31 protein-coding genes and 2 pseudogenes are annotated in these 25,681 nt (G+C 66.3%); 13 read left to right on the top strand and 20 right to left on the bottom strand.

Annotation, left to right across the window (positions count from 1 at the left end; translation table 11 throughout):
- Positions 1-10 precede the first annotated feature (10 nt).
- From EJK91_RS00780 to EJK91_RS00765, 4 genes are read right to left on the bottom strand one after another with little or no spacing between them, the layout of a single operon-like run.
- Positions 11-1,006 carry an SDR family oxidoreductase gene (locus tag EJK91_RS00780; protein WP_046300695.1) on the bottom strand — a complete coding sequence of 332 codons (996 nt, stop codon included), beginning with the start codon at positions 1,004-1,006 and terminating at the stop codon, positions 11-13.
- A complete protein-coding gene (locus EJK91_RS00775) occupies positions 1,003-2,673 on the bottom strand; it encodes a GMC family oxidoreductase (protein WP_125078000.1) in 1,671 nt (556 codons plus the stop codon). The genes EJK91_RS00780 and EJK91_RS00775 overlap by 4 nt, the downstream gene beginning before the upstream one ends.
- Entirely contained in the window at positions 2,673-3,419 is a 747-nt protein-coding gene (locus EJK91_RS00770; protein ID WP_125077999.1) for a gluconate 2-dehydrogenase subunit 3 family protein, read from the bottom strand. The genes EJK91_RS00775 and EJK91_RS00770 overlap by 1 nt, the downstream gene beginning before the upstream one ends.
- A gap of 7 nt (positions 3,420-3,426) precedes the next feature.
- Positions 3,427-3,837 (bottom strand): hypothetical protein, encoded by a 411-nt coding sequence (locus EJK91_RS00765; RefSeq protein ID WP_444850785.1) that lies wholly within the window; start codon positions 3,835-3,837, stop codon positions 3,427-3,429.
- Between the two features lie 232 nt (positions 3,838-4,069).
- On the opposite strand from EJK91_RS00765, the gene EJK91_RS00760 reads away from it, so the two are divergent.
- The 4 genes from EJK91_RS00760 to EJK91_RS00750 all read left to right on the top strand — a co-directional run bounded on the left by EJK91_RS00760 (position 4,070) and on the right by EJK91_RS00750 (position 6,356).
- Positions 4,070-4,303 carry a hypothetical protein gene (locus EJK91_RS00760; RefSeq protein WP_081654490.1) on the top strand — a complete coding sequence of 78 codons (234 nt, stop codon included), beginning with the start codon at positions 4,070-4,072 and terminating at the stop codon, positions 4,301-4,303.
- Positions 4,304-4,317: 14 nt separating this feature from the next.
- Complete coding sequence (locus EJK91_RS21600; protein WP_164517843.1) at positions 4,318-4,473, top strand: DUF6131 family protein; 156 nt, start codon at positions 4,318-4,320, stop codon at positions 4,471-4,473.
- A 99-nt stretch (positions 4,474-4,572) separates the two neighbouring features.
- Positions 4,573-5,529 (top strand): sensor histidine kinase, encoded by a 957-nt coding sequence (locus EJK91_RS00755; protein ID WP_125077998.1) that lies wholly within the window; start codon positions 4,573-4,575, stop codon positions 5,527-5,529.
- On the top strand, positions 5,529-6,356 hold the full coding sequence (locus EJK91_RS00750; protein ID WP_024441508.1) for an MEDS domain-containing protein: 828 nt from the start codon (positions 5,529-5,531) through the stop codon (positions 6,354-6,356). The genes EJK91_RS00755 and EJK91_RS00750 overlap by 1 nt, the downstream gene beginning before the upstream one ends.
- Positions 6,357-6,653: 297 nt before the next feature.
- Here EJK91_RS00750 and EJK91_RS00745 read toward each other — a convergent pair whose 3' ends face one another.
- Positions 6,654-7,076, bottom strand: coding sequence for an Hsp20/alpha crystallin family protein (locus EJK91_RS00745; protein WP_024441509.1), 423 nt, complete (start codon positions 7,074-7,076; stop codon positions 6,654-6,656).
- Between the two features lie 134 nt (positions 7,077-7,210).
- Between EJK91_RS00745 and EJK91_RS00740 the strand changes: the two genes are divergently transcribed.
- Positions 7,211-7,609 (top strand): MerR family transcriptional regulator, encoded by a 399-nt coding sequence (locus tag EJK91_RS00740; protein WP_036457530.1) that lies wholly within the window; start codon positions 7,211-7,213, stop codon positions 7,607-7,609.
- Positions 7,596-7,805, top strand: coding sequence for a hypothetical protein (locus tag EJK91_RS00735; RefSeq protein ID WP_125077996.1), 210 nt, complete (start codon positions 7,596-7,598; stop codon positions 7,803-7,805). The genes EJK91_RS00740 and EJK91_RS00735 overlap by 14 nt, the downstream gene beginning before the upstream one ends.
- Before the next feature lie 17 nt (positions 7,806-7,822).
- On the opposite strand, the gene EJK91_RS00730 is transcribed toward EJK91_RS00735, so the two are convergent.
- Positions 7,823-8,050, bottom strand: a complete 228-nt coding sequence (locus EJK91_RS00730) for a CDGSH iron-sulfur domain-containing protein (protein ID WP_024441512.1) — start codon at positions 8,048-8,050, stop codon at positions 7,823-7,825.
- Positions 8,047-8,733: a HemK2/MTQ2 family protein methyltransferase gene (locus EJK91_RS00725; RefSeq protein WP_024441513.1), complete on the bottom strand. Its 687-nt coding sequence runs from the start codon at positions 8,731-8,733 to the stop codon at positions 8,047-8,049. Before EJK91_RS00725 ends, EJK91_RS00730 begins: the two co-directional genes overlap by 4 nt.
- A gap of 131 nt (positions 8,734-8,864) precedes the next feature.
- On the opposite strand from EJK91_RS00725, the gene EJK91_RS00720 reads away from it, so the two are divergent.
- Positions 8,865-9,977 (top strand): enolase C-terminal domain-like protein, encoded by a 1,113-nt coding sequence (locus EJK91_RS00720; protein WP_125077994.1) that lies wholly within the window; start codon positions 8,865-8,867, stop codon positions 9,975-9,977.
- 153 nt (positions 9,978-10,130) lie between these two features.
- Here the strand turns inward: EJK91_RS00720 and EJK91_RS00715 are convergent, their stop codons facing one another.
- The 5 genes from EJK91_RS00715 to EJK91_RS00695 form a co-directional block, all read right to left on the bottom strand.
- Positions 10,131-11,948, bottom strand: coding sequence for a thiamine pyrophosphate-requiring protein (locus EJK91_RS00715; protein ID WP_125077993.1), 1,818 nt, complete (start codon positions 11,946-11,948; stop codon positions 10,131-10,133).
- Between the two features lie 45 nt (positions 11,949-11,993).
- Positions 11,994-12,677 carry a UdgX family uracil-DNA binding protein gene (locus EJK91_RS00710; protein ID WP_024441516.1) on the bottom strand — a complete coding sequence of 228 codons (684 nt, stop codon included), beginning with the start codon at positions 12,675-12,677 and terminating at the stop codon, positions 11,994-11,996.
- Positions 12,677-13,639, bottom strand: coding sequence for a TIGR03557 family F420-dependent LLM class oxidoreductase (locus EJK91_RS00705; protein ID WP_024441517.1), 963 nt, complete (start codon positions 13,637-13,639; stop codon positions 12,677-12,679). Before EJK91_RS00705 ends, EJK91_RS00710 begins: the two co-directional genes overlap by 1 nt.
- A 169-nt stretch (positions 13,640-13,808) precedes the next feature.
- On the bottom strand, positions 13,809-14,075 hold the full coding sequence (locus EJK91_RS00700) for a hypothetical protein (RefSeq protein WP_125077992.1): 267 nt from the start codon (positions 14,073-14,075) through the stop codon (positions 13,809-13,811).
- 55 nt (positions 14,076-14,130) lie between these two features.
- Positions 14,131-14,610: an MPT63 family protein gene (locus EJK91_RS00695; protein WP_125077991.1), complete on the bottom strand. Its 480-nt coding sequence runs from the start codon at positions 14,608-14,610 to the stop codon at positions 14,131-14,133.
- Between the two features lie 307 nt (positions 14,611-14,917).
- On the opposite strand from EJK91_RS00695, the gene EJK91_RS00690 reads away from it, so the two are divergent.
- The 4 genes and pseudogenes from EJK91_RS00690 to EJK91_RS22230 form a co-directional block, all read left to right on the top strand.
- On the top strand, positions 14,918-15,550 hold the full coding sequence (locus EJK91_RS00690) for a PAS and ANTAR domain-containing protein (RefSeq protein WP_125078039.1): 633 nt from the start codon (positions 14,918-14,920) through the stop codon (positions 15,548-15,550).
- 89 nt (positions 15,551-15,639) lie between these two features.
- Positions 15,640-16,188, top strand: a pseudogene (locus EJK91_RS00685) (chemotaxis protein CheB); the annotation flags it as partial.
- Positions 16,189-16,349: 161 nt separating this feature from the next.
- Complete coding sequence (locus tag EJK91_RS00680) at positions 16,350-17,105, top strand: STAS domain-containing protein (RefSeq protein WP_444850784.1); 756 nt, start codon at positions 16,350-16,352, stop codon at positions 17,103-17,105.
- A 152-nt stretch (positions 17,106-17,257) separates the two neighbouring features.
- Positions 17,258-17,749 (top strand): annotated as a pseudogene (locus EJK91_RS22230) (CheR family methyltransferase); the annotation flags it as partial.
- 111 nt (positions 17,750-17,860) lie between these two features.
- On the opposite strand, the gene EJK91_RS00670 reads toward EJK91_RS22230, so the two are convergent.
- The 3 genes from EJK91_RS00670 to EJK91_RS00660 form a co-directional block, all read right to left on the bottom strand.
- Entirely contained in the window at positions 17,861-18,550 is a 690-nt protein-coding gene (locus EJK91_RS00670; protein ID WP_046300711.1) for a GAF and ANTAR domain-containing protein, read from the bottom strand.
- Positions 18,551-18,683: 133 nt separating this feature from the next.
- Positions 18,684-19,220, bottom strand: a complete 537-nt coding sequence (locus EJK91_RS00665; protein ID WP_444850778.1) for a glycosyltransferase — start codon at positions 19,218-19,220, stop codon at positions 18,684-18,686.
- Positions 19,165-20,112, bottom strand: coding sequence for a glycosyltransferase (locus tag EJK91_RS00660; protein ID WP_125078038.1), 948 nt, complete (start codon positions 20,110-20,112; stop codon positions 19,165-19,167). Before EJK91_RS00660 ends, EJK91_RS00665 begins: the two co-directional genes overlap by 56 nt.
- 339 nt (positions 20,113-20,451) lie before the next feature.
- Here EJK91_RS00660 and EJK91_RS00655 point away from each other — a divergent pair, with 339 nt between their 5' ends.
- Positions 20,452-20,883 carry an STAS domain-containing protein gene (locus EJK91_RS00655; protein ID WP_125077988.1) on the top strand — a complete coding sequence of 144 codons (432 nt, stop codon included), beginning with the start codon at positions 20,452-20,454 and terminating at the stop codon, positions 20,881-20,883.
- Here the strand turns inward: EJK91_RS00655 and EJK91_RS00650 are convergent.
- Entirely contained in the window at positions 20,880-22,223 is a 1,344-nt protein-coding gene (locus EJK91_RS00650; protein ID WP_444850783.1) for an MFS transporter, read from the bottom strand. The genes EJK91_RS00655 and EJK91_RS00650 overlap by 4 nt on opposite strands.
- A 49-nt stretch (positions 22,224-22,272) precedes the next feature.
- Positions 22,273-22,977: a cutinase family protein gene (locus EJK91_RS00645; RefSeq protein ID WP_125077986.1), complete on the bottom strand. Its 705-nt coding sequence runs from the start codon at positions 22,975-22,977 to the stop codon at positions 22,273-22,275.
- Positions 22,978-23,249: 272 nt separating this feature from the next.
- On the opposite strand from EJK91_RS00645, the gene EJK91_RS00640 reads away from it, so the two are divergent.
- A complete protein-coding gene (locus EJK91_RS00640; protein WP_125077985.1) occupies positions 23,250-24,182 on the top strand; it encodes an esterase family protein in 933 nt (310 codons plus the stop codon).
- A gap of 21 nt (positions 24,183-24,203) precedes the next feature.
- On the opposite strand, the gene EJK91_RS00635 is transcribed toward EJK91_RS00640, so the two are convergent.
- The 3 genes from EJK91_RS00635 to EJK91_RS00630 are packed head-to-tail and all read right to left on the bottom strand — an operon-like array spanning position 24,204 to position 25,678.
- A complete protein-coding gene (locus tag EJK91_RS00635; RefSeq protein WP_125077984.1) occupies positions 24,204-24,947 on the bottom strand; it encodes an MBL fold metallo-hydrolase in 744 nt (247 codons plus the stop codon).
- Positions 24,948-24,962: 15 nt separating this feature from the next.
- Positions 24,963-25,118, bottom strand: coding sequence for a hypothetical protein (locus EJK91_RS21595; protein ID WP_164517841.1), 156 nt, complete (start codon positions 25,116-25,118; stop codon positions 24,963-24,965).
- Positions 25,115-25,678, bottom strand: a complete 564-nt coding sequence (locus EJK91_RS00630; RefSeq protein WP_125077983.1) for a hemerythrin domain-containing protein — start codon at positions 25,676-25,678, stop codon at positions 25,115-25,117. The genes EJK91_RS21595 and EJK91_RS00630 overlap by 4 nt, the downstream gene beginning before the upstream one ends.
- Positions 25,679-25,681: the final 3 nt, after the last annotated feature.

Genomic DNA, 25,681 nt, shown 5'->3' with positions numbered 1-25,681 from the left:
CGCGTCCGGCTCAACGCGGGCGCCGCGCGGCCAGTACGCCGGCTCCGGCCATCCCCAGCGCGGTCGCGGCGACCAGACCCGGGTGCCGGGCCGCCCAGATCTGCGGGCTGTGCGCGTGTGAGGAGTCGTCGAACTCCCCGCGCGCCCCATGGTCGGTGGCGGCGTCCACCGGCTCCCACAGGTTGTGCTTCGCCTCGCCGTCGATGTATTCGCTGGTCTGTTGCGAGTCGTAGCCGGTGCGGGCCAGGTAGCGGTCGAGCAGCGGCGCGGCGAACTTCTGCGCCAGCAGCGTGGCCACGGTGCTGTCGCCCACCCAGTACTGCTTGTGACGCGGACGCGCGGCGGCTCGCAGCACGGTCCGAGCCACCAGCTCTGGTTGGTAGATCGGCGGCACCGGCTGCGGGTGCCGGGGCAGTCGGGAGAGCACCCAGGAGAACTGCGGGGTGTTGACCGCCGGCATCTGCACGATAGTGATGTTCACCCGGGACCCGTCGTGTAGCAGTTCAGACCGCACTGACTCGGTGAATCCGTTGATCGCGTGTTTGGCTCCGCAGTACGCCGATTGCAGCGGGATGGATCGCTCCCCCAGCGCGGAACCGACCTGCACGATGGTGCCGTGATCGCGGGGCTTCATCTTCGCCAGCGCCACCATGGTGCCGTAGACGAAGCCGAGATAGCAGACCTCGGTCACCCGTTTGAACTCCTCGGGCCCGATCTCGGTGAACGGGGCGAACACCGAAGTGAAGGCGACGTTGATCCAGGTGTCGATCGGACCGAACTCGGCTTCGACGCGATCGCCGGCGGCTTCGACGGCCGAATAGTCGGCGACGTCGGTCGGAATGGCCAGCGCAGCGCCGCCGGCCTGTTCGACATCGCTTGCCGCGCCGCGCAATCCCGCCTCGCCGCGAGCGAGTAACGCCACCTTGGCTCCGCGCTCGCCGTACAGCTGCGCGACGGCGCGACCGATGCCGGCGCTGGCTCCGGTGATGACGACGGTCTGAGTCATCGAACCCCCTTGTGTGTCGGTTTCTTCCCGGCCAGACGCTCGGCGAGCCGGGAGGCCAGTGCCATGATCGTCAACGCCGGGTTGGCCGAGCCCTGGGTCGGACACACCGAGCCGTCAGCGATGAACAGATTGGGCACCTCCCAGACCCGGTGGTCGGCGTCGACGACAGAATTCTCCGGTGCGGTCCCCATCCGGGCGCCGCCGATCAGGTGGGCGTAGCGCTGAATGGTCAGCACGTCCTGCGCCCCGGCCGCGTGCAGGATGTCGGTGATCACTTTGGTGGAGTACTCCATGTTCGCCTTGTCGTTGTCACACCGGGTGTAGTCCATTCGGGCCACCGGGATGCCGTAGCTGTCGGTTTCATCGGCCAGCGTGATCCGGTTGTCCGGCAGTGGCAGTAGCTCGTTCAGCACCCCGATCGTGCTCCAGTGGTTGTAGTCGCGCATGTATTCGCGCAGCGCCCGACCCCAGTGTCCGTCGGCAAGCACATGTTCGGCCCATCCGATGGGCAGTGGTGACACCGTCTGGATGGAGAATCCGCGGGCGAACCCCCGGGCGGCGTCGGTCTCGTAGAACTGTTCGCTGGACACCTCCGGCGGCGGTGCCTTGTACATCCGCAGCTCCTGCGGCCAGCGGCCCGCGGTCTGGGCGGCGCCCTGCACCATGACGTAGCGCCCCACCATGTCGGTGTTGTTTCCCAACCCGTGCGGAAACCGAGGGCTGATCGAATTGAGCAGCAGCCGCGGGGTTTCGATCGAGTAGCAGGCGACCGCGACCACTTTGGCGCGTTGCAGGTGCTCGGTGCCGTGACGGTCGTAGTAGACGACACCGCGAGCTGCCCCGGTGTCGTCGAGCTCCACCCGGCAAGCCATGCACTCCGCGCGGATCTCTACCCCGTGGGCCAGCGCATCGGGCAGGTGGGTGACATAGGGGCTGGCCTTGGCGTTGACCTTGCAGCCCTGCAGACAGTATCCGCGATAGATGCAGTGCGGCCGGTTTCCGAAGGTGCCGTTGACGATTCCGACCGGGCCCACTCGCATCTCGATGCCCAGATTGCGCGCGCCCTCCCAGAGCTTTGACGCGGCCCCGGAGACCGGGTGCGGCGACGCCGGGTAGCGGTGGGGATAGCCCCAGGGCCAGTTCTGTCCTGCCACCGGCAGTTCGGCCTCCAGCACCTCGTAGTGCCGGCGGATGTCCTCGTAGTCGATGGGCCAGTCCACCCCGACCCCATCGAGGCTGCGGGTGCGCAGATCGCTGGGGTGGAACCGAGGGCAGTACCCGGCGTAGTGCACCATCGAACCGCCGACTCCGCGACCAGAGTTGTTCTTGCCCAACTCGATCGGGTCGGCCCCGCCGATGATGCGCTTCTGGGTCCAGTACAGCGCGTGGGAGCCGGCTTCATCGGAGACCCAGTCGGTGTCGGGATGCCAGAACGGGCCCGCTTCGATGATCACAACCCGCCAGCCCGCCCGTGCCAGGCGCTGCGCCAGCACCGATCCGCCGGCCCCGGCACCGACGACTACCAGATCGACTTCGTCGTCTGTTGCATAGCGGCGCATGGTCTTCTCGCCGGGCAGTTGGCGCGACTGCACGTCCAGCAAGAACCGTGAGTCGTTGTCGGGAGGGCCCAGCGACCCCTTGAGCAGGCCCCGCCAGAAATCGCCCACTACGATTCCTCTTCTTGCACCAGTTCCACCGGGTCTTTGGCGACGGCACCGCGGGTTTCGAACGGTTCCCGCACCGCCGACGGTCCGCTCGGACCGCCTAAACGCATGAAGCCGCGCGGGTAGGCCGGCCCCCCGAAACCGATCTCGTTCCACGCCCATGGATGGGAGTAGAACCCCGTCAGCATCATCCGCATGCACACCGACCAGGCCCGGTTCACGTTGAGCTGTGACCAACTTCCGCCCTGCAGTTGGCCACGGGAGAACTGCCCCACCAGCGCCAGTTGGCTGGGCACGTCGGCCAGTGCCAGCGACGCCTTGCCGTACTGCGCGCTGGCGGCCTCGTCCAAGCCGCGGAGCACCAGATGCCAGGTGTCGCGATCATCAGGCATGTCCGCGTACTGATATCCGTCGAGTTGCCCGTCGGCGAGTTTGGCGTCGACGAACTCGGCCACCGGAACGCGAGGTTCGCTGTCTTGCGCCAGCACAATGTCGCAGAACGCCCGCAGCGTGGGTTCCTCCTCGGCGGTGAAGAATCGCAGCGGGCCGGGCGGATCCAGCCGGGCCAGCACTACCTTCCGGGTGGCCGCATCCCAGCTGTCTTGCGTCTCGAGCACGTCGAAGTCCGGGTAGCGGCCGATCATCTGCGGTGTGGTTCCGCGGCGTTGCTTGGGCAGCCACGACGGGTGCGGAGGCTGGCGATCTGCCCGCCGATTCGGCAGGTGATCGGGTCGCGAGGTGTCCGCCATGGGCACCTCAGCGTTCGCGGCGCAGCACCGCGGCCAATAGGCCCATCCCGCCAACCATGGCCATCAGGCCGGGCGCTGCGATCGGCGGCCCCATCGGGACGTTGTAGGACGCCATCTTCCAGCCGCCGGGCTTGCGAGCCACCCCGCGAGCATGCAGGTACTCACCCAGCAGACCGTTGGCGGCGTACACCCCCGCGGTCAGCGGCAGCCAGCGCTTGGCCCAGCGGCGCGAGAACACGCCACCGATCCCGGCGACCACCACCGGCGGCGTGACCAGAACCGGGCTCCACATCCACTTGTTGCCGAACCCGGCCTTGTAATGCTCAAGATAGATTTCCGCGGTCGTGACCATCGCGGCGACCGCCGTCAGCGCCGACAAAGACCTTTCGAAGCGGCCATGCGCGACATTGCGCAACATCCGATCGACGATATCGCCAGCTTCGCCGATCCATTCCTCGTGGCTACCCACCCGCACACCGGACTCGCCTGTTTCCAGCAACATCATCTGCGCACCCCGTTCCGTTCGCCGATGTACCGCTGAACCCGGCGATACCCCGGCCCCGTGGCGACCAAACATCGTCCGGACTGATTTCCAGGTTTGGACAACCGTCGAACGGGGAACTGATCGGGTACAGATGAATGGAGGACGGATGCGATTCGGTGGACTGGCCGGGGCAGTTGTGCTGATCTGGCTGCTAATCGGCGTGTTTGCGGCATGGCAGCGCGACTACTTCCACGGGAGCCAAACCAGTTGTGCTAATGCCGGAACGATCGCTGTCACGACGTTGGCAGGTCCTTTGAACTACCTCGGGTTCAACCCGGTGGTGTCCGACTGTCATTTGCCGCAACCCTCATCGTTGGGTGCGGTCGGTTTGATTGTTTAAGAAAGGGATTGGTGATGATTGCCCTCGGAGTGATCCTGCTCATTCTGGCGCTCATTTTCAAGATCAACATCCTGTGGACGATCGGCGTCATTCTGCTGGTTGTCGGCGCGGCACTGTGGATTCTGGGGGCGGTCGGTCGCCCGGTCGCGGGTCGGCGTTACTGGTATTGAGCCGACCGCGGCGTGCCCACACCCCGTCGGGCGTGCTTCGAACAGTAGGCCTGGGGTGGCTCTGCGGCCCGTTCACGTCGGATGACAGGGGCACATGCGATGACTGTCGGTGCCGGCACTGATCGCGGTGTGTTCCGTCATATCGCGCTGTTGTACCGGTCACCGCAGGAGTATCTGGACTACCTGGTGCCCTACGTCACCGACAGCGTGGCCGCCGGAATTCCGGTCTTGGTGGCGGTGCCAGAACCCAACCTGTCGCTGCTTCGTGACGCCCTGCCCGCCGGAGCAGTCGAGTCGGTGAGCCTGTCCGATATGGCCCAGGTCGGGCGTAACCCCAGTCACATACTGGGCGGTGTCATGGAGGCGTTCGCCGCCCGACACCCGTCGGGACCGGTACGGATGGTCGGCGAGCCGGTCTGGAGCGGTCGGTCGAAGCTGGAGTATCCGGCCTGCGTGCAGCATGAGGCGCTGGTCAACGAGGCGTTCGCCGGCCGGGATATCACCGTGCTCTGCCCGTACGACGCAGCAAGTCTGGACGCCGACATTCTCGTCGACGCTGAGATCACCCATCCAAGGCTGGGCCGTTTCGGACACCCGGAGCGCAACAGCGCCGGCTTCGCGCCCGAGGCCGCGTGGACGCGCTATAACGAGCCGCTGCCCGGCAGCCCCATGGCGGCGAGCTATACCCTGCACCGGCTCACCGACCTGGCCGGCGCCCGCAAATTCTCCGCCAAGTACGCCCGCTGGTTCGGATTCTCGACCGCCGACATCGCAGACCTGCAGCTGATCGTCAACGAGCTGGCATCCAACAGCCTGCAACACGGACTAGGCCCCTGCACTCTGTTGCTGTGGGCGGCGGACGACCAATTGATCTGTCAGGCACGCGATGCCGGCCGCATGACCGACCGGCTGGCCGGCCGGCGGGCGATCGTCAACGACTACGACCACGGATGCGGACTGTTCGTGGTCAATGCAACAGCGGACCTGGTACGTATCCACACCGCGGCGAGCGGTACCACGGTGCAGGCGCATCTACGAATGAGGAAGTTGGCGTGATGGGGGCGTATCGGGCGGACCGGACGGGCGAGTACGGCCATATCGGTTGGGAATACCAGGACCATGCTGATTTCCTGCACCGCGCGGCAGAGTATGTCGCGGACGGTCTGAACCTCGACCAGCGAGTCGCCTACGTCGGCGCGGACGATCCGGCCACCATGCGAGCCGCCTTGGCCGCCGCCGGGCTGGGAAGTGGCTCGCGAGAGGTACACGTAAAGACCGTGCCGGAGCACTACCTGTTCCGCGGTGATGTCGTCGACGCTGAGCGCATGACCGAACGCTATGCGGCGGCAGCGGTCGCCGCAGTCGCTGCCGGCTACAGCGGCCTTCGGCTCGTCATCGATGTCACGCCCGTGGTGCGCACACCCGCACAACGCGACGCCCAAGCGGCCCTGGAATTCCTTGGAGACCGGCGAATCTCCACCCTGCCGGTCGCGGCGATGTGCGGTTACAACGTCGCTGAACTCGGTGATGCCGCGGCCGGGCTGTTGTGTCTGCACCCGGCGGCCGGCCCGAGCGCGGTGCCGTTCCAGTTGTATGCCCAGCCCGCTGGGCGCAACGCCATCGCACTAGCCGGCACACTCGACGCCGCCAGCGAGCCGCTGTTCCTCACCACCTTGCAGCGGGTCCTGCCGCTGCTGTCCCAGGACGTCCTCGAGATCGACGCGCGGGAACTGGAATTCGTCGGGCACCGACAACTCTGCCTGCTCGACCGCTACTGCGCCGCCCACGGCCGAACAGCGCTACTGCGCAGCGATCGGGCAGTCGTGCACCGGCTGGTCAGCCTCCTGGACTTCGCCAACGTTCGCATCGAGACGACGGCGTGACGCTTATCGCCCAGTGGTACCTGATCGGCCTCTCGGCCGGCGAGGCCCGCTGCCGGGGAGAGCACTGACGGCAGCGGGGCCTCGTCGAGCCCTGCGGTGACATCGCTTGCAGCTCAGCGTACTTCGCTGCCACATCGGTGGCTATGCGCACGCAGGCCCCGGTCTGCGTCGAACGCACTCACAATAGTCGGATAGCTGTGAGCGACGCACGTGTCACCGCCCGCTGTTGATCGCCTAATACCATCACCTCCCTTTCCGACAACCATTTGACGAAGGCCGTCGCCCGGCCCCTCTCGATCAGACGTCAATGGCCCGCTCGCCGTGGCCACTCGCGATCTTGATCCGCCGGGGCTTCGCCTTCTCGGCGACCGGAATTGTCAACCTCAGCACGCCGTCTTGATAGCTGGCCTGGATCTGGCTGGCGTCCAGATTGTCGCCGAGGAACAGTTGGCGGCTGAACACACCGCGTGGCCGTTCCGCGGACACCATCTCGCGGCTCTGGTCCAGCCCAGGACGCTCGGCATGCACCGTCAGCACGTTGCGTTCGACATCGAGATCGAGGGAATCCTCTGCCACCCCAGGCAGGTCGAACTCGACGATGAACTGGTCACCGTCACGCCAGGCATCCATCGGCATGACCGCCGGCCGTGCCGCGGTGCCCAGCACCTGCTGGGTCCAGCGGTCGAGATCACGGAACGGGTCGGTACGCATCAACATCATCTCCACCTCCTTGAACTGCGGCAGATCATCTATGTCCACCGACATAGATTTTTATATAGCAGCTGTGGTAGCTTTGCGCAAGCGGAGTCCGAAGATTTTCCTACGAGTGGAAGCGACGAGCAGTGGCCGACGCGATGAATGCCCGGTCCGGGCTTGGGGTATACGGCATCTCGGTGGCAGCTGAGTTGTCCGGAATCGGTCCGCAGACCTTGCGGCTCTACGAGAGCCGCGGCCTGCTGACCCCGGCGCGCACCGCGGGCGGGACGCGTCGCTACAGCGATGACGATATTGCGCGGCTTCGACGGATCACGGAGCTGGTAGACATCGGCATCAACGTGGCGGGTATCGGGCAGATCCTGGGCCTAGAAGCACGTAACGCCCGGTTGGAGTCCGACAACAGCAGACTGGAATCCGACAACACCCGGCTCAAATCGGACAATTCCCAACTGAAAACGGACTATGCACTGCTCGCCGCCCAACGCGCGGACCCACCCCGAATGCGGAAACGAAAGGGTCATGATGACCAACCCTGAACGGCTACCAGCAACCGAAGAAGTCCCGGAAGCAGATCTCGCCGAACAGCGCATCGCCGTCGACGCCAGCGACGACGACCGACTGGATCAGACCGTCCTAGCTAACGCCGGCGACGCCGACGCCAATCCGGCGGACGTGATCGATCAGGCCATCAGCGTTCCGCTGCCCGAGGAAGACTACGACGCCGACCGGTAAGTCGGCCCGCCCGGCAGCTATTCGGCCTTGACGACCTCGGCCTCGGCACGGCGAGAGGACCGGTTCCGGCGGCGATGACTGGTGTCACATAACGGGTAGTTGCCGCTGCGCCCGCACGTGCAGATGGCCACCATGAACCGATCCGATTCGACCACTCCATCGGGCGTCTCGATGCGCACCGGCCCCGACACCAGCACCGGGCCGTTGCGGACCGGCTTCACCAGGCGCGTACCGTCGCCGCTCACGGCTTGTCCGCCCGGATCACCACCAGCTGCTCTTCCCGGCAGCCGCGGGGCATTCGCCCGGTTCGTTCCAGCCAGTCGGCGCGCGATGAGAGCACTGGGCCGAACGGAATCCATTGGGACGCCACCACCTTGGCATCCATACCGCTTTCTCGTAACACCTTCAGCGACCGGCCGGCGTCTGCCAGTGCGGACTGTACAAGCAGCACCGAACCGCCGCTGCGTAGCAGCGTGGTGGCCGCGCGGCACAGCGGGTCGAGGATGACCCGGCCATCGATGCCGCCGTTCCACGACCACTCCGGGCCGCCCGCGGCGGGGATTTGGCCGCTGTGGCGCGGGCTGGGCACATAGGGCGGGTTGGACACGACCAAGTCGAAGGGTTCGCAGGCCAGCGCGCCGGTCCACGGGCCGTGCCGGATATCCACCTCGACTCCCGCGGCACGAGCGTTGTCCCGCGAACAGCGCACGGCGCGCGGGCAGATGTCGTACGCGGTGACGCTGTCGGCGCCCAGTTCAGCAGCCGCGATCGCCACCACCCCGGACCCGGTGCACAGATCGAGTACCCTGCTCCGCCGGGCCAGGCCCGAGGATTCCATCGTGTCGATCAGCAGGTGCGAATCCTGCTGCGGGGCATAGACGCCCGTATGGGTCAGCAACTGAGGCCTGCTAGGGCAGGTAGCGGTGATGGGGTTCACTTAGCCGGTTTACCCGGCCACAGCGGCGGACAAACGCCGATGATGATCACGCGCGGACTGCAGGCACTGCTCAGTCCACGTTCGCGGGCATACCCGATCCGCGTCGCGGGTAGTCATCATCGATGACCTTGCGCGCAGCTTCCGCGATCCCGATCGAGTCCGTGAACGTCTCGGCCTACGCGATCCCCACCGACGCCCCGGAGTCCGACGGTACGCTGAGCTGGGACTCCACCACCTTTGTGCTGGTCAGCGTCCGCGCCGGCGGGCTCGTCGGAACCGGCTACACCTACGGCGGAACGGCGGTGGCCACCGTGGTGGAAGCCAAGCTGGCCGGCGTTATTACCGGCGAGGACGCGTTGCAACCGGCGGCCCGGTGGGCCGCGATGCAGCACGCGGTGCGCAACCTGGGCAAACCGGGCGTGGTCGCCGAGGCGATCTCGGCGGTTGACATCGCACTGTGGGATCTACGGGCCCGCCTGCTCGATGAGCCGCTGGTCATCACCCTCGGCGCCGTCCACGACACCACCCCGATCTACGGCAGCGGCGGATTCACCTCCTATGCCAACGACATCTTGTGCGAGCAGTTGTGCGGCTGGGCAGACGCCGGCATCCCCCGGGTCAAGATGAAGGTGGGTCGCGACCCGGATGCCGACGCCAACCGGGTGTCGGCGGCGCGCGCCGCGATCGGCGACGGGATCGAGTTGTTCGTCGACGCCAACGGCGCCTACCACCGCAAGCAGGCCCTGTGGTGGGCTCATCGCTTCGCCGATTTCGACGTGCGGTGGTTCGAGGAACCGGTCAGCTCTGATGATCTTGAGGGCCTGCACCAGCTGAGTCGCAACGGGCCGCCCGGGATGGACATCGCCGCCGGAGAATACGGTTACCACCTGCCATGTTTCGAGCTGATGCTGGCCGCCGGCGCGGTGGACTGCCTGCAGGCCGACGTCACCCGTGCGCTCGGTATCACCGGTGTGCTCAAAGTCGGTGCGCTCTGCGACGCCCGCGGCGTCGACCTGTCGCTGCACTGCGCGCCGCAGATCAGCGCTCAGGTCGGCACGGCACTGTGGCATCTGCGCCATCTGGAGTACTTCCACGACCATGTCCGGATCGAAGGGCTGGCCTTCGACGGTGTGATCACCCCCGAGCCCGGCGGGGTGCTACGCCCGGACCGCACCTCCCCCGGACACGGGCTGAGCGTCAAACAGGTCGACCTCGACGAGTTCCGCGTCGCCTGAATCCGAAGGCAGCGGCTGCTATCCCAGCCGCGAGGCGCAATTGCTTTTCCAGCCCGATCACGTTGACCCGGTCTACCGCCGCCATCCCCGCTACGAACCGGGTGTCCGGCCGGGCGGGAACCTGCCCGGTATGGCGATGTTTGAGCAAACTCATTAGTCGTCCGTGTCGCGCAGATCGCGCACCGCCTGCCTGGCCGACTCGGTGAACTCGTGGATCTTCTGCTTGGCGTTCTTGGTGGCGATGTTGACGCGGTCCGGGTCTTTGATCACCGCCTTAGCGGTGTTCTTCGCGATGTCCATCCGGATCTGCGGCGGCACCGGTGCGATATCCGGGTCGACGACCACCTCCAGCACCACCGGGCTCGAGGCGGCCAGCGCCTGATCCCAGGCATGCCCGATGTCCTTCGGGTCATCGCAGCGGATGCCGGTCAGCCCCAGCAGCTTGGCAAACTCGGCGTACGGCACATCCGGAATGCTTTGTGACCCTTCGAATTTCTTCTCCCCGCCCATCGCCCGCTGCTCGAAGGTGACCTGGTTGAGGTCCTGGTTGTTGAACACACAGAAGATCAGCGGGCCTTTGGACAGCCGCTCTTTATACCGCTTGACGGTGATCATCTCGGCCATGCCGTTCATCTGGAAGACCCCGTCGCCGACCAGGGCGATCACCGGCCGGCCCGGGTGCGCCAGCTTGGCGGCGATCGCATACGGCGTGCCGGGTCCCATGGTGGCGAGATTGCCGGCCAGCGACGCGGCCATTCCCGGGCGCAGCCGCAGATGCCGAGCCCACCAGTTGGCCACCGAGCCGGCATCGGTGGTGATGACGGAGTTGTCGGGCAGCCGCTTGGACAGCTCATGCACCACCAGCTCGGGGTTGAGCGGGCTGGCCTTGTCGTGGGCCCGCTTGTCGAGCACCCGCCACCACTCCTGCACTTCGCCTTCGATCTTCTTCCGCCAGGACCGGTCGTCTTTGCGCTTGAGCAGTGGAATCAGCTCTTGAAGGGTGTCTTTGGAGTCGCCGATCAGATTGGCATCCATCGGATACCGGACTCCGATCATCCGGCCGTCGTGATTGATCTCCACACCCCGGCACTGGCCCTCCTTGGGAAGCCATTCGGAATAGGGGAAGCTGGAACCGATCATGAACAGGGTGTCGGCGCCCGACATCATCGCTTCGCTGGCCGTGGATCCCAGCAGCCCGATCGGACCGGTCACATAGGGCAGATCATCGGGCAGCGAGGCCCGCCCCAGCGAGGTTTTGGCGACCCCGGCGCCAAGCAGCTCGGCCACCTGCACCACTTCGTCCGACGCGTCGGCCGCGCCGGCCCCGATCAGAATCGCCACCTTCTCGGCGTCATTGAGGATGTCGGCGGCCTTCTGCAACTCCGGTTGCGCCGGAAGCATCCGTGACCGAGACCAACCGACACTGCTGAACACCGCGCCGTGCATCCGTGGCGGCGACGGCACCGCGTCCTCTTCGGCGACGTCCTCGGGCAGGATGATGGTGGCGACCGTCCGATTGGTCAGCGCCACCTTGCAGGCCCGGTCTACCAGGTGGCGCGCCTGTACCGGCGCCATGCAGGTTTGGATGAAGTCCGACGAGACGTCTTTGAACAACGACATCGGGTCGATCTCCTGCTGGAAAGCCGCACCCAGCGACATCCGCTTCTGCTGGCCGACGATCGCGACCACCGGCTGGTGGTCGAGTTTGGCGTCATAGAGCCCGTTGAGCAGGTGGATCGCGCCACCACCGGACGTGGCGAGACAGCAGGCGAGTTCGCCGGTGAACTTGGCATGGCCGGTGGCCATGAACGCACCCATCTCCTCATGGCGGGGCTGGATCAGCTCCGGGTCCCCGTTGGCGCGATCCAAGGCGCCCAGCATCGAGAGGATGCCGTCACCGGGATACCCGAAGATCCGGTGCACCCCCCACTGACGGAGCCTGTCGAGGATGAAATCCGCGGTTTTCGGCATTGGTTGCTCCCTTCAACGCGAAACGGTTACCCGCCCCTTGTTTTGTCAAACGGCGGGGTGCACCAGCGGTGTCCCACCTCTGGTCACGGCGTCGCGGGCCACCCGCAGGTCGTCGACGAACGCTTGGTAAGCCTGTGCATGCTGGTCGCTGCGGTCGCGCAGCACCGCCGAGGGATGAACGGTCGCCAGGACCCTGGGCCGACCGTTGGAACCCGCCAGACCAGGCAGGCACCGCAGCTCACCGCGCCCGGTCGAGACACGGAACGACGCACCCAGCAGCGACTGCGCCGCCGTGGCGCCCAGGCAGATCACCACTTCTGGCCGCACCGAGTCGATCTCAGCGATCAACCACGGCCGGCACGCCACCACCTCGGTGCGGCCGGGCTTCTGGTGGATCCGGCGTTTGCCCTCGCGGCGAGTGAACTTGAAGTGCTTGACCGCGTTGGTCACATACATTTGCGCCGGGTCAATGCCCGCGTCGCGCACCGCACGGTCCAACAACCGCCCTGCCGGGCCGACGAAAGGGTGACCCTCGAGATCTTCGTGATCGCCCGGTTGCTCACCGACCAGCATCAGCGGCGCACCCCGGCGCCCCTCACCGAACACGGTTTGGGTCGCGTCACGGTAGAGCGTGCAACCGCGGCACTGGGCAGCCGCCTGACGCAGCGCGCCCAGCGTCCGCCGCTCCGGTAGGTAGCGCTGCGCCCCAGTCTCTTTCGTCGCTACCATTACGCCGACTCCGCGAGCTCGGGCGCGATCTCGGATTCCCAGAAGGCGAAGAAGCTCTCCTGGTCCGCTCCGATCTGCTGAACGTATACCTCGTCGAAACCGGCGTCGACGAACTCGCGGATTCGGTCCAGATACGGCTTCGCTTCCGGCCCAGCAGGAACTGATCGTTCCACTGCCTCGGCGGTCACCAGGCTCGACGCCTGCTCGAAATGCGCTGGTGTGGGCAGGTTCTGACCTAGTTCGCCGGGAAGCTGCTCAATCGGCCAGGTGGCGTGCGCGGTACGCACCGCATCCTCTTTCGATGCTCCGTAACAGACTTTGAACCCCGCTTGAGCGGGCTTGCCCACACCGCCGGCGTGATGGAACTCCGAAACCAGCTCCGCCGCCGGCATGCTGCACTGGTAGCCGTCGCCGATCCGGCCCGCCAGCCGCGCCGAGTGCGGACCGTAGCCCGAAACATAGATGGGAGTCGGCCGTGGCGGCAGTGTGTAGAGCCGGGCGTTCTCCACGGTGTAGTAACGCCCGTGGTGGTTGACCTGCGCGCCGGTGAACAGTTCACGGATCACCGCGACCGCCTCGTCGAGCATGCCGCGCCGGATGGCGGCCGTGGGCCAGCGGCGGCCGGTGATGTGTTCGTTCAACGCCTCGCCGGTACCGACCCCCAAGGTGAAGCGGCCGTCGAGTAACGCGGCACTGGTCGCTGCCGCCTGCGCGATGACCACCGGATGGGTCCGCACGATAGGGCAGGTGACCGCGGTGGTGATCGGCAGCGTGCACGCCTGCGACAGCGCGCCGATGACCGACCACACGAACGGACTGTTGCCCTGCCGGTCGTTCCAGGGATGGAAGTGATCGGAGATCCACAGCGCCTCGAAGCCCGCCTGCTGCGCCCGGACAGCTTGGCGAACCAGCTCGTTGGGAGGGAACTCCTCGCACGACAACGCATAACCCAGAGTCGTCATGAGTCATGACATACCCGTCGTGGCGGGGGCTAATCGTGGTCAGCGGTTCGGAATCATCTTCGCGCGTCCAGAGCGCGAGCCTGAGCATCAACATCGCCGGCGTACCTGCCGCGCTCAGATCCGTTGCCCACGCAGGCCATTCCGGCGCCACCGACCGGGACTGTGGATTTCACCGCGCCCGCAGACCCGGGTGGCAGCGTGTCGGCGAGCCGAGCCAACGCACGTTCCACGGCACACAGGTCAGCGCCGCCGTCTTCGCACGCAAGGTCGCTATCGGCAATCGCAGATAGTCCGGCGGCGAAGCGGCGGGGCCAGATGGAAGACGGCGTCCCACCGGCCCGAACCGGGCCGGGTCGGCAAAGAGCAGCCGCACACACAGCCGGCTGCCGAGAAACCCGGCACCGCCGGTGATCAGTACCCGCCTCAGCGCTCGCATGGCAACCACATCCGGATGGGCCCGACCCCCCGATCGGCCCCATCTCGGGTCGGCGTCAGGCCTTGCTGGTCCAGATCAGCACGTCCTGCACACCGTCGTTGTAGACCACTCCGTCCGGCGGTGGGCCGGTGACATCGAAGTAGATCTTGCCGTTGGCGGCAGCCCCCTGACCGATCGGCCCGGGATTGATGCCGCCGGGCGTCGGCACCGTGTTGATCACGCGGTAGGTCTCACTGTTGGCCGCCCTGGCGTTGAAGTCCGAGACGACCGGGGTCACCGTTCCACGATCGGCACGCGCGGTCACGTCGGCTTGATACAGCTTGCCTCGGGGCTGGTAGCCCGGAATGGTGATGTTGGCCGGGCCCAGGTTGCTGACCGTGTAGGACGTTGCCATCGCCCCATCATTGAGCTGTTCGGGCATGCCGAACGGTTGGATCGCCGGCTCGGCCATGGCGGTGGTCGCGGAGAAAACACTCACCGCGGCGATTCCTGCCGCGCCGGCGGCCGTCTTGGCTGCAGTCTTGGAGAGCTTCACTTCTGACTCCTTCCATCGAGTCGATATTTCAGTGGCGGTCCGCTTTGCTGGAACACACCTGCCGCAACGCGTACCCTGCCCGGCCGACGGGGAAACCCGGTGGTAGTTGCGCAGCGTCTGGAAATTGTGGATAGTTACGTCGCTCGGGCGTTCAGGATGCAGCGCCAGTCTGGATCGTCCGTGCGCTCATTCCTGCGATTCCAGGCTGCGGTTTGCCCGCCGGCCGTTGGAATCAGCTCATACTGTTGGAGTACGAGAAGGCGGGTATGCGGTGGTCGGGGATGTCAACGCGTCGTTCACGACGCCAATGGGCGATGACTCCGAGATCCACAGTGATCTCGATCTGGTAGTCGGCCACGGCGAGCCGCAGCGGGTCGGCCGGTTCCATTACTGGCTTGGCGAGCAGCGCTGGGAGTGGTCGGATACGGTCGCCCGCATGCACGGCTACGAGCCGGGCACGGTGACACCCAGCACCGAGTTGCTGCTGCAACACAAACATCCCGAGGACCGCGCCGAGGTGGCAGCGGTGCTCGAGCGCGTCGTGCAGGGCGAGCCGTTCAGCAGCCGGCACCGGATTATCGACACCGCTGGGCAGGTGCACTGGGTGATCGTGGTCGGGGATCGCATGCTCGACGACCACGACACGGTGACCGGCACGGCCGGCTTCTATGTGGACGTCACCGATGTGTTGCAGGCCGACGTCAGCGCTGCGGTCTCCGAGGTCGCCCAGTCACGTGCGGTGATCGAGCAGGCCAAGGGCGTGCTGATGGTGGCGTACGGCATCTCCGCCGAGCGCGCGTTCGACATTCTGGTGTGGCGCTCCCAGGAGACCAACATCAAGGTGCGCGACCTGGCAGCCCGCTTCCTGGCCGCTTACACCGGCAGGCTGCCGGCCGCTGCGCTCTCCGATCTGGACCACACCCTGTTGACCGTTACCTGAACACCGCGCGAAGACTGCGCTCAATCGCACCGCACGCTGAGGTTGCCTGCGCAGCCGGAGTGGGTAGCCACCTGAAGGTGGAGAGTGCGATGGCAGGGAACCCCAGTCCCCTCAACGTTGTCGGCGTAGGCGCGTCGGCCGGCGGGGTGGAGGCGCTGAAGAGCTTCACGGCAGCGTTGCCGAAGAGCTTGCCCTGCGCCGTTCTGGTAGCCCTGCACATTCCACCGGGAGCGCCCAGTGTGCTCGCCCGGATCCTGAACCGGGCCGGCCCGCTGGCGGCAGAGACCGCGACCGCGGGGACCCCCATAGAGCACGGCAAGATCTACGTCGCTGCGCCGATCCACCACCTCCTAGCCGACGACGGGCGGATGGCGCTGTCGGAAGGTCCCACCGAGAACGGGCACCGACCCGCCATCAACGCGCTGTTTCGGTCGATCGCGCTGGCCCATGGCCACCGTGCTATCGGAGTGCTGCTGTCCGGAGTACTGGACGACGGGGTGGTGGGGTTGGCCGCCCGCCGATCGCGCGGCGGGGCGACGATCGCCCAATCGCCCACTGACGTAATGCTCCCGGCCATGCCGAACAACACGATCAACGCAGGCATGGTCGAACAACAGGCGCCGGCGGCACGGATCGGCGACCTGCCTGGAGAAGGTCAAACTGTCGTGCCGGCTCGCCGACCAGGTCCGCCCCGGCATCTTGAGCGACCACTACGAGGTACTGGCCCGCGAGGCCTAACACGCGACCTCGGGGCTCGGCCGGCGGTTGACCCCCGTCGAAGGTGCGCAGGAGGACGGCCCTGAATAGCACACCGAGTCAGCTGACGGTGACAGTGGCCGCCGTCGCAGGTGTGTGTCTGTTGACTGCTACCGGGACATTGGACAGCAGCAACTATCTCGAGCTGCGCGACAGCGTGATCAAGGCGGCGCTCGACGAACCCCCCGCCGTGCTGGTCGACGTCAGCCGGCTCGATGTCCCGGCGCCCTCGGCGTGGTCGGTGTTCACCAGCGCTCGCTGGCATGTCAGCACCTGGCCGGATATTCCGATCCTGCTGGTTTGTCCGCAACCGAAGGTGGCCGCCCGGATCTCGAGCACCGGCGTGACCCGCTACGTCGCGGTGCATGCCGATGTCGAGTCCGCGGTGGCGTCGCTGGCGGAGGGCCCGTATCCACGGCGCCGAGCTCGTATCGCCCTCTCGCATTCGCTGAGCAGTCTGCGCAGGTCCCGTGACTTCGTGGCCGAGTGGCTGACCAACTGGTCGCAGGTCCCGGTGATCCCCACGGCGAAAGTGGTTGTCGACGTGCTGGTGGAGAACGTGCTCTGCCATACCGACAGTCCACCGGTGCTATTGCTGGAATACGCCGGCTCCACAGTCACTGTCGCGGTCCAGGACACCAATTCCAGCCCGGCGATGCTCCGCGAAGGCGTCGGCGGCGGCCCCGAGTGGCCCTCCGGCCTGGCGGTGCTCAGTGCCCTGTGCAGCGCCTGGGGCAGCAGCCCCACGCAGAGCGGCAAGACGGTGTGGGCGATGCTCGGCCCGGAGGACCGGCTTTGACCTTCACCGACCCGGACCGTCCCGCGAGTAGTGTGTGCGTCAGCGCACATTCTCCGCGCGGCCGGGGCGAGATGGACGGGCAGAACGAAGGGTTGGACGAGGCGTTCGCGGGCCCTGTTGTGATACCTGCGAGACTCCCGGGGCTTCGACTTTACGACGCCAAAGCCGTCGAATCGGTGCCCGGAGCATCTGGACCGCTACTGCGACCAGGTCAACCGACGGTACATCTTTCACAAAGACTTGCGCCGCGGGTGATCTTCGGTCGCGACGACCTGGTCAGGGACGCGCCGGTCTCGCGGGTGGACCTGTTGTTGTGCCGCAACACCTTGATGTAAATGAAAGCAGAGATGCAACGTAATGTGTTGGGCCGCTTGCATTTTACATCGCCAGCGCAGGGAACCCAGTTTCTCGGCCACGCCGAGATGCTGCTGAGCCACAGCGATCGTTTCCCCCTGAGCCTCAAGCATCGGATCTTCCGCGAGGTGGCCGGCTCGTACAGCGGCCTGGATCACTACGACCCGGCGGCGTCGACGTACGAGCGGCACGGTCAGCTTGCCGGTCTGGTGACGTTGCGGGAATTGGCATTTCGAGCAAGGCCGGTGGCGCAGATCGTGGCGACCGGCGAGGACACCCTGGTGGTAATCACCCATTGTTCGGGGTCACCGCTATCCCCGCAGCCAACTCGGCGCGTCGCAGCTGCAGCTCCTGGGCCCGCAGACGCGCCAGCTCGCCGCGTGCAACCGCCGCCGACGGGCTCATCGATGACTCACCACCTGCTGTGCCACGCCGGCCAACGGGGTGTTGGAGTTCTGCGACAGTCGCTTGAGCAGCTCGAAGGCCTGCAACGCGTCGATGCCGAACCGCTCCATCAGCATGCCTTTTGCTTGACCGATGACGTCGCGGGAGGCCAGCGCACTGCGGAACTGTTCGTCGCGGCGAACCATGTGCCAGGCCAGCGCGGCGTGGGTCGCCAGGATCAAACCCAACTCCACCGCGTCATCGTCGAAAGCGTTGTCGGTCTGGGAGTAGAAGTTCAGTGCGCCGGTGCTGCCTTCACCGGTGAACAGTTCGAACGCCAGGATGGACCGAATCGGTGTCGTGGCCGCGACCTCCCGGCAATACGACGGCCAGCGCTCCTCAGAGCAGACGTCATCCAGGCGAACCACATGCTGTTTCCAGGCCGCGGCCAGACACGGCCCCTCGCGCTGCTTCCGCTGAATGTCGTCAAGCGCCGCCGGGTACGGGTCGGTGGCCGACAGGGTATGCACCTCACCGGTCGACGTGGTGAGCGTGACACCGGCATGCTGAGCACAGGGCATATGTGCCAGCAGGTTCACCAATAGCTCATCCAGCGCGCCCTCGGGTTCGACGCCCGAGCGCTGATTCAAGGTCTGCACCAGGTCCGCCACGTCGCGCATCATGTCGTTGCGGCTCGTCACCGCCATGTCGTCGCTCCGCCCATCTTCCCCAATAGATGCATCCATGTTCCTCCGATCATCCAGCCGCAGCAACCACTTCCAACGTTGCGTACGCCGATCCGGGCCGGAACCAAGCGGCTTGCCAGATAACGCTCAGGTGTTACACGGAGCGGGGGCCATCCCCGCGCCCCGGATGCCCGGGCCGCGATGCGCCCCGGCCCTGCTGGACGACCGTATCGAGCATGCCTCCCACCGCCGACGCCCCCACCGGAACCCCGCGCGCCACCGCCTCCAGTGGCACGATGCCGAAGGGCTCGTACCAGGGCGTACAGGCAACGACATCGGCAGACCGCAGCAGCGCTGGCATATCGGCGCGGGCGATGGGGCCGTACAGTGACACCCGTTCTGCGACAACGGGTTCGGCGGCCATCCTAAGCAGCCGGCAGGCTTCCGGAACGGTGTCGAGTTCGGCCCGCGGGGGCCCGCCGGCGATCACCAACTCGGCGCTGGGCACCGTGGTCAGTACCTCTATCACCGTGTCGAATCCCTTGCGTGGGAAGAACCTGCCAACCGCCACGATGCGCGGGCGACCCGAGTGGGCCGTGGTCGGACCGTGCAATGTTCGGAAATCATTGCGATCTTCACGGCAGTATTCCCCCGCTACTCCCGGCGCGGCATTGCGCCTCGATGACCTCATCCCACTGCCGCAGGAATCGGTCGAGACCGAAGTGCTCCATGGCGTAGTTACGGGCCGCCTTGCCCACCACCTCGGCCAGGTAGCGGTCGGCGACCAGCCCACTGAGGGCAGCCCGCAACGTGTCGATGTCCGCACTGACGACACCCGCCTCCGGGGGCACCACCATCGGCGCCATCGTGGCCGCCACCGCCACCACCGGCATCCCCAGGAACATGGCCTCCAGCAGCGACAGACCCAGCGACGTCCAGCGCGCGGTGTGCAGGTAGACCCGGCGGTGTGCCAGTTCCTTCATCAGCTGGTTGGTGCGCAGGTCCCCGTGGCCGACGACACCTGCGCACCGATGCGCCGGGTCGTTGAGGTCCTCGCTTCCGATCCCCCACACGTCGACCGGCACAGACTGCCCCAACGCGCCCAGCAGGTCCGCGCCGACGGTGCGCCACCGCCGCAGCGGTTCGTTGATCAGGGCACCGGCCGCCGCGATGTCCCCGGTATACAGATGGCCAGGGTCGGCGATCCCATGGTCGATGACCATGGTCGGCGCCCGGCCGTTGTCCCACATCAGCTGGTTGAAGGCGGTGACGTGGACCAACGGGATGTCATCGCGGTCGGCGATCGGGTGCAGGCTCTCCACCACGAACGGCCGCGGGGTGTTGTGCTCGACGTACACGGCAGGAACGTCGATCCCGGGCCGGCGGCCCAGCAGCCGCGCAGCCAATTCCAGCTCATGCGGTCGCTGCAGCACCACCAGATCGATCTCTTGGTCACGCAATGCCGTCAGCGGCACCTCTCGCGCCTGCGGCCAGTCGCGACCGCACAATCCGCGCCCGTCCGGATCGCCCGGGGCGTTGACCGGAATCAGGTAGCGGTGTTCGCCGGCGACGAAGGAGTCCATCCACGAGCCGTGCACGTGCCAGGCGAGCACCGAACGCCGGTTGATCTGCGGAGATGCCACAATCGGTTGTTACCCCAGGCGCCGGCGTCTAAACGTGGAAATGCCCCCCGAAACGTTTTGCTGCAAGGGAATTCGCGGACGGTCAGCAGATGCGCCGTTACCGAACCGTTGCACAGTGACGAGGATCGGCGTAGGTTCGTTAGCAGGTTGAGTTCACAGCCACCCGGAAAGACGCGTCACCCACGCTAGCCGGGGGCTTGCTCCCGGTATCTCATCCGTGAAGGTGTAACTCGCATCGACGCGATCCACAGTACGAGTTTCGACTGATGGAGTAATTCAATGCCCGCTTTAAAGACCGCCGGATCAGTGTCCCCGGCGAGCCGAATAAATTCTCCCCCCTCCGATACCTGGGCGAGCCGCACCGCCCGTTCGGTCACCCGCTGGGGCCGCTCCGGTGCCGTGATCAGCGTTCGTGGCGAGCTGGACGCCTCCAACGCAGACCAGTTGGCCGACTACGCGCAACGGTGCGCGGGCTACTGCGAGTGGCTGGTGCTCGACCTAAACGATCTGGAATTCGTTGGCACGGCTGCATTTTCGGCACTCAAGACGATCACCGACCGATGCGCCGAGGCCTTGGTCCACTGCACGACGGTTCCTGGCGTCGCGATGTCGCGGCTGCTGCGAATCTGCGACCCGGATAACGCCGTGCCGACCACCTCGTCTGTGGCCGACGCGCTGGTCGGAGTGGAGGGCTTCCAACGCGTCCACTAACCCTCACTGCCCCCGGCGAGTTGGCGTGCCCGCGCCTCACTCTCCACGGCCGGCCCTGAGCCGGGCAGTCGCCTTCCCGCGACTTCGGGGGTGAAGACCAGCGCGAGTGCTCCGATGGCTCCGGCGGCTACCAGCAGGTAGGCCGGGGCCATCGGATTACCGGTGCGGGCGACCATTGTCTCGGCTATCAGCGGCGTGGTGCCGCCGAACGCCGAGACCGATAGGTTGAAGCCGATAGCCAGCGCCCCGTAGCGCACCCGGGTGGGAAACAGGGCGGGCAGCGTCCCCGGCAATGTCGCATCGAAGCACAGCAGCATCAGCCCGACCAGTAGAACCCCGGCGAATGCCGTTGGATAGTTGTGGGCGGACCGGATCAGGCCGAATGCCGGAACCGAAAGAGCCAGCAGCATGGCACATCCCGTCCACAGCACCGGTTTGACCCCGATGCGATCGGACAACCGGGCCACCAAGACCACGGAGGCCATCAGAACCAACAGCGTCAGCACGATCAGCAACAGGCCGGCGGTGTCTGGAATCTTCGCGGTGGTCTGCAGGTAGGTGGGCAGATAGCCGGTGAGCAGATAGTCGGTGACGTTGTAAGTCAAGACCAGTGCGACACACAGCAGCAGGGGCCGCCACTGCTTGGCGGTGCGCCGCAGCTGCCTCGCGGCGGAGTCGTCGGGCTCATCGCGCCGACCGCCCGCCTGCTGATAAGCCGGTGATTCGTCCAGATGCAACCGGAGGTAGAGAGCGGCCAGCCCGAGCGGAGCGCTGAGCAACAACGGAATTCGCCACCCCCAACTGACCATTGCCTCGTCACTCAGCCGACTCTGCAGTGCGGTGACCAGCAGACCCGCGACGACGTAGCCGGCCTGCGAACTCAGCGGAAGAAATCCGGCCATCATGCCGCGCTTGTTGTCGGGGGCCTGTTCGCCGACGTAGACCATCGCGCCGACGTATTCACCGCCGGCGGAGAAGCCCTGCACCATTCGCGTCGCGACGAGCAGGACGGGGGCCGCGACGCCGATAGCGCTATAGCTCGGAAGCAGCCCGGTGGCGGTGGTGCCGAGCGTCATCAGCAGCAGGGTGGTGACCAGCACCGGTTTACGTCCGATCCGATCGCCGAGCGGGCCGAAGACCAATCCGCCGATGGGGCGCACCGCGAACGCTGCGGCCAGGGTGCCGAACGCGCCGATCAGGCCGCCGCCGCCCGGGTAGAACACCCGCGCGATGGTGGTGGCCAGATAGCCGTAGACACCGAAGTCGTACCACTCCATGAAGTTGCCGATGGCGGTGCCGCGGATCGAGCGCCGGACTTGGTCGGGATCGGCGACCCGGATCTGCTCGCGCCGCCAGCGTCCTCGGCGGTTCCTGCGGCCGGCCAGTGGGCTATCCCACGCGGCCCTGGAGCAGCTGACGAGCGGCGAAGTCGGCTCCCTGCTGAACCATGGTCGCGTCGTCGCCGGCGTAGCTGTCGTGCGCCGCGAAGTTCATGCCGTCGGAGCACACCGCGTCCTCTACCGCGCAGACCTGCAGGGTCTTTGCCTGATACAGGGGTCCGATCACAATAGTCGGCTCGTTGAGAAAATTCATCGCGCGCTCGTTGGGCATGGCGAACAACACCACCGCGGCGACGTGATCGGCGACGTCCGGATCGAGGGGTTTGGGTACCGTTGCCGGATCTACCCCGTCGGGTACCTGGGCAGAGGTGACGAAACCCATCACCGCGGCGCCTTGGGAGTAGCCACCCAGCACCATCTTTGTGTTGGGGCAATTGGTCGCGCGGGAGACGACGTGCGCCCCCGCGTCCCGTACGCCATCGACTCCGGTGTCCCACTGATCGGTGGCCGGGTAGTTGACCGCGTAGACGGCCGGGCTGTAGCCCAGGCGTGCGTTCAGCGCATTGAGGAACGCCTGCCCCGTCGGTCCTACGCCGGCCGGCTCACCGGTTCCGCGCGCGAAAACCACTTCGGTGTTGGGACAGGGCGCAGCCCGCGCGGCGGGAACAGCGGGGGCGAAAAGCATTGTGGCACCGGCGGCCGACGCAGCGATCGCCAGAGCGCCAAGGAAGGAGGTGGGGTCAAGCTCGGACATGTCGGTGTAGGTGCCCGCCGTGGCGCCGCCTCAAACAGCATGCAGGGAAATTTTTTTCGGTAGCGCTATGACGAACGCTCTGGACAACGTTCCCCCACTTTGTTAAGACAAGTAAGTCAGATATCTGTCTTCAGACTGCAGGGCAGCCATCCGCGGCATCTAGCAATGCCGACGGACGGACCCAAAGCCTCCGGGCCCTGTGTCGATCTCTCCCCTCTCGCACACCCGGCCGACGGGCCTTGGCGCTCTGGTCTGCGCGAAAGGGGAGAACAATGTGGAATGACCTAACGCGCCGGGTCGGCGTGGTCGCAACCGCGGCGGCGTTGCTGCCGGCATTGATCGGCTTAGGCGCATCGGCCCCGCCAGCCGGCGCCGCCGGGCCCGAGTTCCTGTCTGTGCCCTCGCCGAGCATGGGCCACAACATCACGGTGGAGTTCCAGGGCGGCGGGGCGCCGGCTGTCTACCTGCTGGACGGGCTGCGGGCCCGTGACGATCGCAGCGGCTGGGACATCGAGACACCGGCGTTCAGTGAGTACGCCGGCTCCGGGATCTCGGTGGTGGCACCGGTCGGCGGACGCTCCAGCTTCTACACCGACTGGTATGGGTCGGCCAACGGGCAGACTTACAAATGGGAGACGTTTCTGACCAGTGAGCTGCCGAATTTCCTTGCCGGGAAGGGCGTGCGATCCACCCGAAACGCCGTGGTGGGCATCTCCATGTCCGGGTCGTCGGCCCTCATCCTGGCGGCCTACCATCCGCAGCAATTCGCTTATGCCGCATCTCTTTCGGCGTTGTTGACACCGTCCAGCGGCAACGGGCCCACGCTGATCGGAATGGCGATGAATGACGAGGGCGGTTTTAACCCCCAGGACATGTGGGGCCCCTCCGGGAGCGCCGGATGGCAGCGCAACGACCCCACGGTCCAAGCCGGGCGCCTGGCCGGCAACGGCACCCGGCTGTGGATCTACAGCGGCAACGGCACCCCGTCGGAGATCGGCGAGGGAAGCCTGCCCGGCCAGGTGATCGAGCAGGTCGTCATGCAGAGCAACGTCGCCTTCCGCGACGCCTACACCGGGGCGGGCGGTCACAATGCGACCTTCAACATCGACGCTGCCGGAGTGCACAGTTGGGGCTACTGGAACGCCCAGCTGGTGGCGATGAAGCCCGATATGCAGGGCACGCTGGGAGCGGGAGGCCGAGTCTGACCGTCTGACAGGCGACCTGGCTCAGGACGGCCCTGCCCGCAACGCCGCCTGCACCGCCGATGCCACGCCGTCGAGCCAGGGTTCGCCGTGGCCGGGAAGTACGGTTTTTGCGCCCGTGTCGGCCAGCGCGGTCAACGAGGCCAGCGCTTCGCTGCTGTCCGCCGTGGCGGCACCCGAGACGATCTGCGGACCCGCCACGCCGGTGTAGGGATCCAGGGTGACCAGCGCGTCCCCGGAGATGAGGGTGCTGCGGTCTGCCAGGTGCAATCCGCAGTGCCCCAGCGTATGACCGGGACTGAACACCACCCGCGGCCGGCCGGGTACATCGAGCACGCTGCCCGCGCCATAGCAGGTGGTGTCGGTGATGCCACGCACCAACAGAGCGCCGGAAGCTGCCATCTTCGCCTGGTAGCGAATCGATCTCGGATAGCGCAGCGGATACATCAAGCGGCTGCGTTCGTGAGCATATCGATAGGGATGCGCGGCAAGGTACTGATCCGCAGCGTGCACCCACACCGGCACCTGCCACCGCTGACGCGCCCGTCGGGCCGAGCCGACATGGTCGAAATGCGCGTGGGTCAACACCACGGCTGCCACATCTTCGGCGGAGCGCCCGAGTTGACCCAGGGCCGATTCGATGTGCCTGAAGGTGGCCGGTAAACCGGTGTCGACAATGGTGACACCGCTGTCATCTTCGATCAGATAGACGTTGACCGCCGCATGTGCCAGCCGGTGGACTCCGTCGGCGACGTTGCGCTCAAACACGGCCGGCACGGTGGATCAGTACCAGTAGCGTCTGCCGCCAACCGGGCGCCCGACCGCTCCCAGCAGCCAGAACACCGCTCCGACGACCAGCAGGACGATCCCGATCGCCCACAGGACGTAGACGTTGAAGACCAGCCCCAGGATCAGCAGCAACAACCCGAGGCCGATCACGAGTCATACCCCAGGATCGCGTCACGGGCCCGGTCAATCATCGAGGCAAAGGGCCCCACCAGCGCATTGGCCAGCGCGCTTTCGACCCCCGCGTGCGGCCTGGTCGGCGCGATCGCCTCAGCGAGCTTGACCGCCCGCTGCAGCCGCTGCAGCTCGTCGTCGCTGAGTTCGGCCTGCAACTCGGAGAATTCCTCGTGTTCCTCGTGTTCGGCGTGGTCGATCACGTCGTCGCGCAGTTCCCGCAGCTTCTCGGTGAAGAACTCCGAATCGACGTCGACGTCCTCCAGCTGGGCCAGCATCGTCTTGGCCTGCTTCTCCTCTTCCAGCCGCGCGCTGATCACCTCACGGCCGTGGTCGAGTTCGCGGGCGGCCCGGGGATGCACGATCCCCTCTTCGGCTGTTTCATGCACCGCCAACAGCCGGCGCAGCCGGATGAAGGACTCCTCGCGTTCGTCCCCGGCCGCCAACAATGTCTCGTCGAACAGCGTCTTGATGCGCTGGTGCTGCTCGGTGAGGAAATCGACTACGTCACTCCTGCTGTGCAATGTCGTCTGTGCCATGGC

It is taken from the genome of Mycobacterium sp. P7213 (genome assembly GCF_900604305.1).
GTDB lineage: Bacteria > Actinomycetota > Actinomycetes > Mycobacteriales > Mycobacteriaceae > Mycobacterium.
The sequence above is the reverse complement of the archived record's forward strand: the minus strand, read 5'-3'. Positions and strand labels throughout refer to the sequence as shown.

Coding starts and splice junctions, on each gene's coding strand:
- EJK91_RS00720 (WP_125077994.1), top strand. CDS start 8,865: ATGACCTTGCGCGCAGCTTCCGCGATCCCGATCGAGTCCGTGAACGTC.
- EJK91_RS00765 (WP_444850785.1), bottom strand. CDS start 3,837: ATGTTGCGCAATGTCGCGCATGGCCGCTTCGAAAGGTCTTTGTCGGCG.
- EJK91_RS00665 (WP_444850778.1), bottom strand. CDS start 19,220: ATGAGGTCATCGAGGCGCAATGCCGCGCCGGGAGTAGCGGGGGAATAC.
- EJK91_RS00645 (WP_125077986.1), bottom strand. CDS start 22,977: ATGTCCGAGCTTGACCCCACCTCCTTCCTTGGCGCTCTGGCGATCGCT.
- EJK91_RS00760 (WP_081654490.1), top strand. CDS start 4,070: ATGCGATTCGGTGGACTGGCCGGGGCAGTTGTGCTGATCTGGCTGCTA.
- EJK91_RS21600 (WP_164517843.1), top strand. CDS start 4,318: ATGATTGCCCTCGGAGTGATCCTGCTCATTCTGGCGCTCATTTTCAAG.
- EJK91_RS00660 (WP_125078038.1), bottom strand. CDS start 20,112: ATGGACTCCTTCGTCGCCGGCGAACACCGCTACCTGATTCCGGTCAAC.
- EJK91_RS00755 (WP_125077998.1), top strand. CDS start 4,573: ATGACTGTCGGTGCCGGCACTGATCGCGGTGTGTTCCGTCATATCGCG.
- EJK91_RS00655 (WP_125077988.1), top strand. CDS start 20,452: ATGCCCGCTTTAAAGACCGCCGGATCAGTGTCCCCGGCGAGCCGAATA.
- EJK91_RS00670 (WP_046300711.1), bottom strand. CDS start 18,550: ATGGCGGTGACGAGCCGCAACGACATGATGCGCGACGTGGCGGACCTG.
- EJK91_RS00690 (WP_125078039.1), top strand. CDS start 14,918: ATGGGCGATGACTCCGAGATCCACAGTGATCTCGATCTGGTAGTCGGC.
- EJK91_RS00700 (WP_125077992.1), bottom strand. CDS start 14,075: ATGCGAGCGCTGAGGCGGGTACTGATCACCGGCGGTGCCGGGTTTCTC.
- EJK91_RS00770 (WP_125077999.1), bottom strand. CDS start 3,419: ATGGCGGACACCTCGCGACCCGATCACCTGCCGAATCGGCGGGCAGAT.
- EJK91_RS00740 (WP_036457530.1), top strand. CDS start 7,211: ATGAATGCCCGGTCCGGGCTTGGGGTATACGGCATCTCGGTGGCAGCT.
- EJK91_RS00640 (WP_125077985.1), top strand. CDS start 23,250: ATGTGGAATGACCTAACGCGCCGGGTCGGCGTGGTCGCAACCGCGGCG.
- EJK91_RS00630 (WP_125077983.1), bottom strand. CDS start 25,678: ATGGCACAGACGACATTGCACAGCAGGAGTGACGTAGTCGATTTCCTC.
- EJK91_RS00715 (WP_125077993.1), bottom strand. CDS start 11,948: ATGCCGAAAACCGCGGATTTCATCCTCGACAGGCTCCGTCAGTGGGGG.
- EJK91_RS00745 (WP_024441509.1), bottom strand. CDS start 7,076: ATGATGTTGATGCGTACCGACCCGTTCCGTGATCTCGACCGCTGGACC.
- EJK91_RS00780 (WP_046300695.1), bottom strand. CDS start 1,006: ATGACTCAGACCGTCGTCATCACCGGAGCCAGCGCCGGCATCGGTCGC.
- EJK91_RS00750 (WP_024441508.1), top strand. CDS start 5,529: ATGGGGGCGTATCGGGCGGACCGGACGGGCGAGTACGGCCATATCGGT.
- EJK91_RS00710 (WP_024441516.1), bottom strand. CDS start 12,677: ATGGTAGCGACGAAAGAGACTGGGGCGCAGCGCTACCTACCGGAGCGG.
- EJK91_RS00735 (WP_125077996.1), top strand. CDS start 7,596: ATGACCAACCCTGAACGGCTACCAGCAACCGAAGAAGTCCCGGAAGCA.
- EJK91_RS00705 (WP_024441517.1), bottom strand. CDS start 13,639: ATGACGACTCTGGGTTATGCGTTGTCGTGCGAGGAGTTCCCTCCCAAC.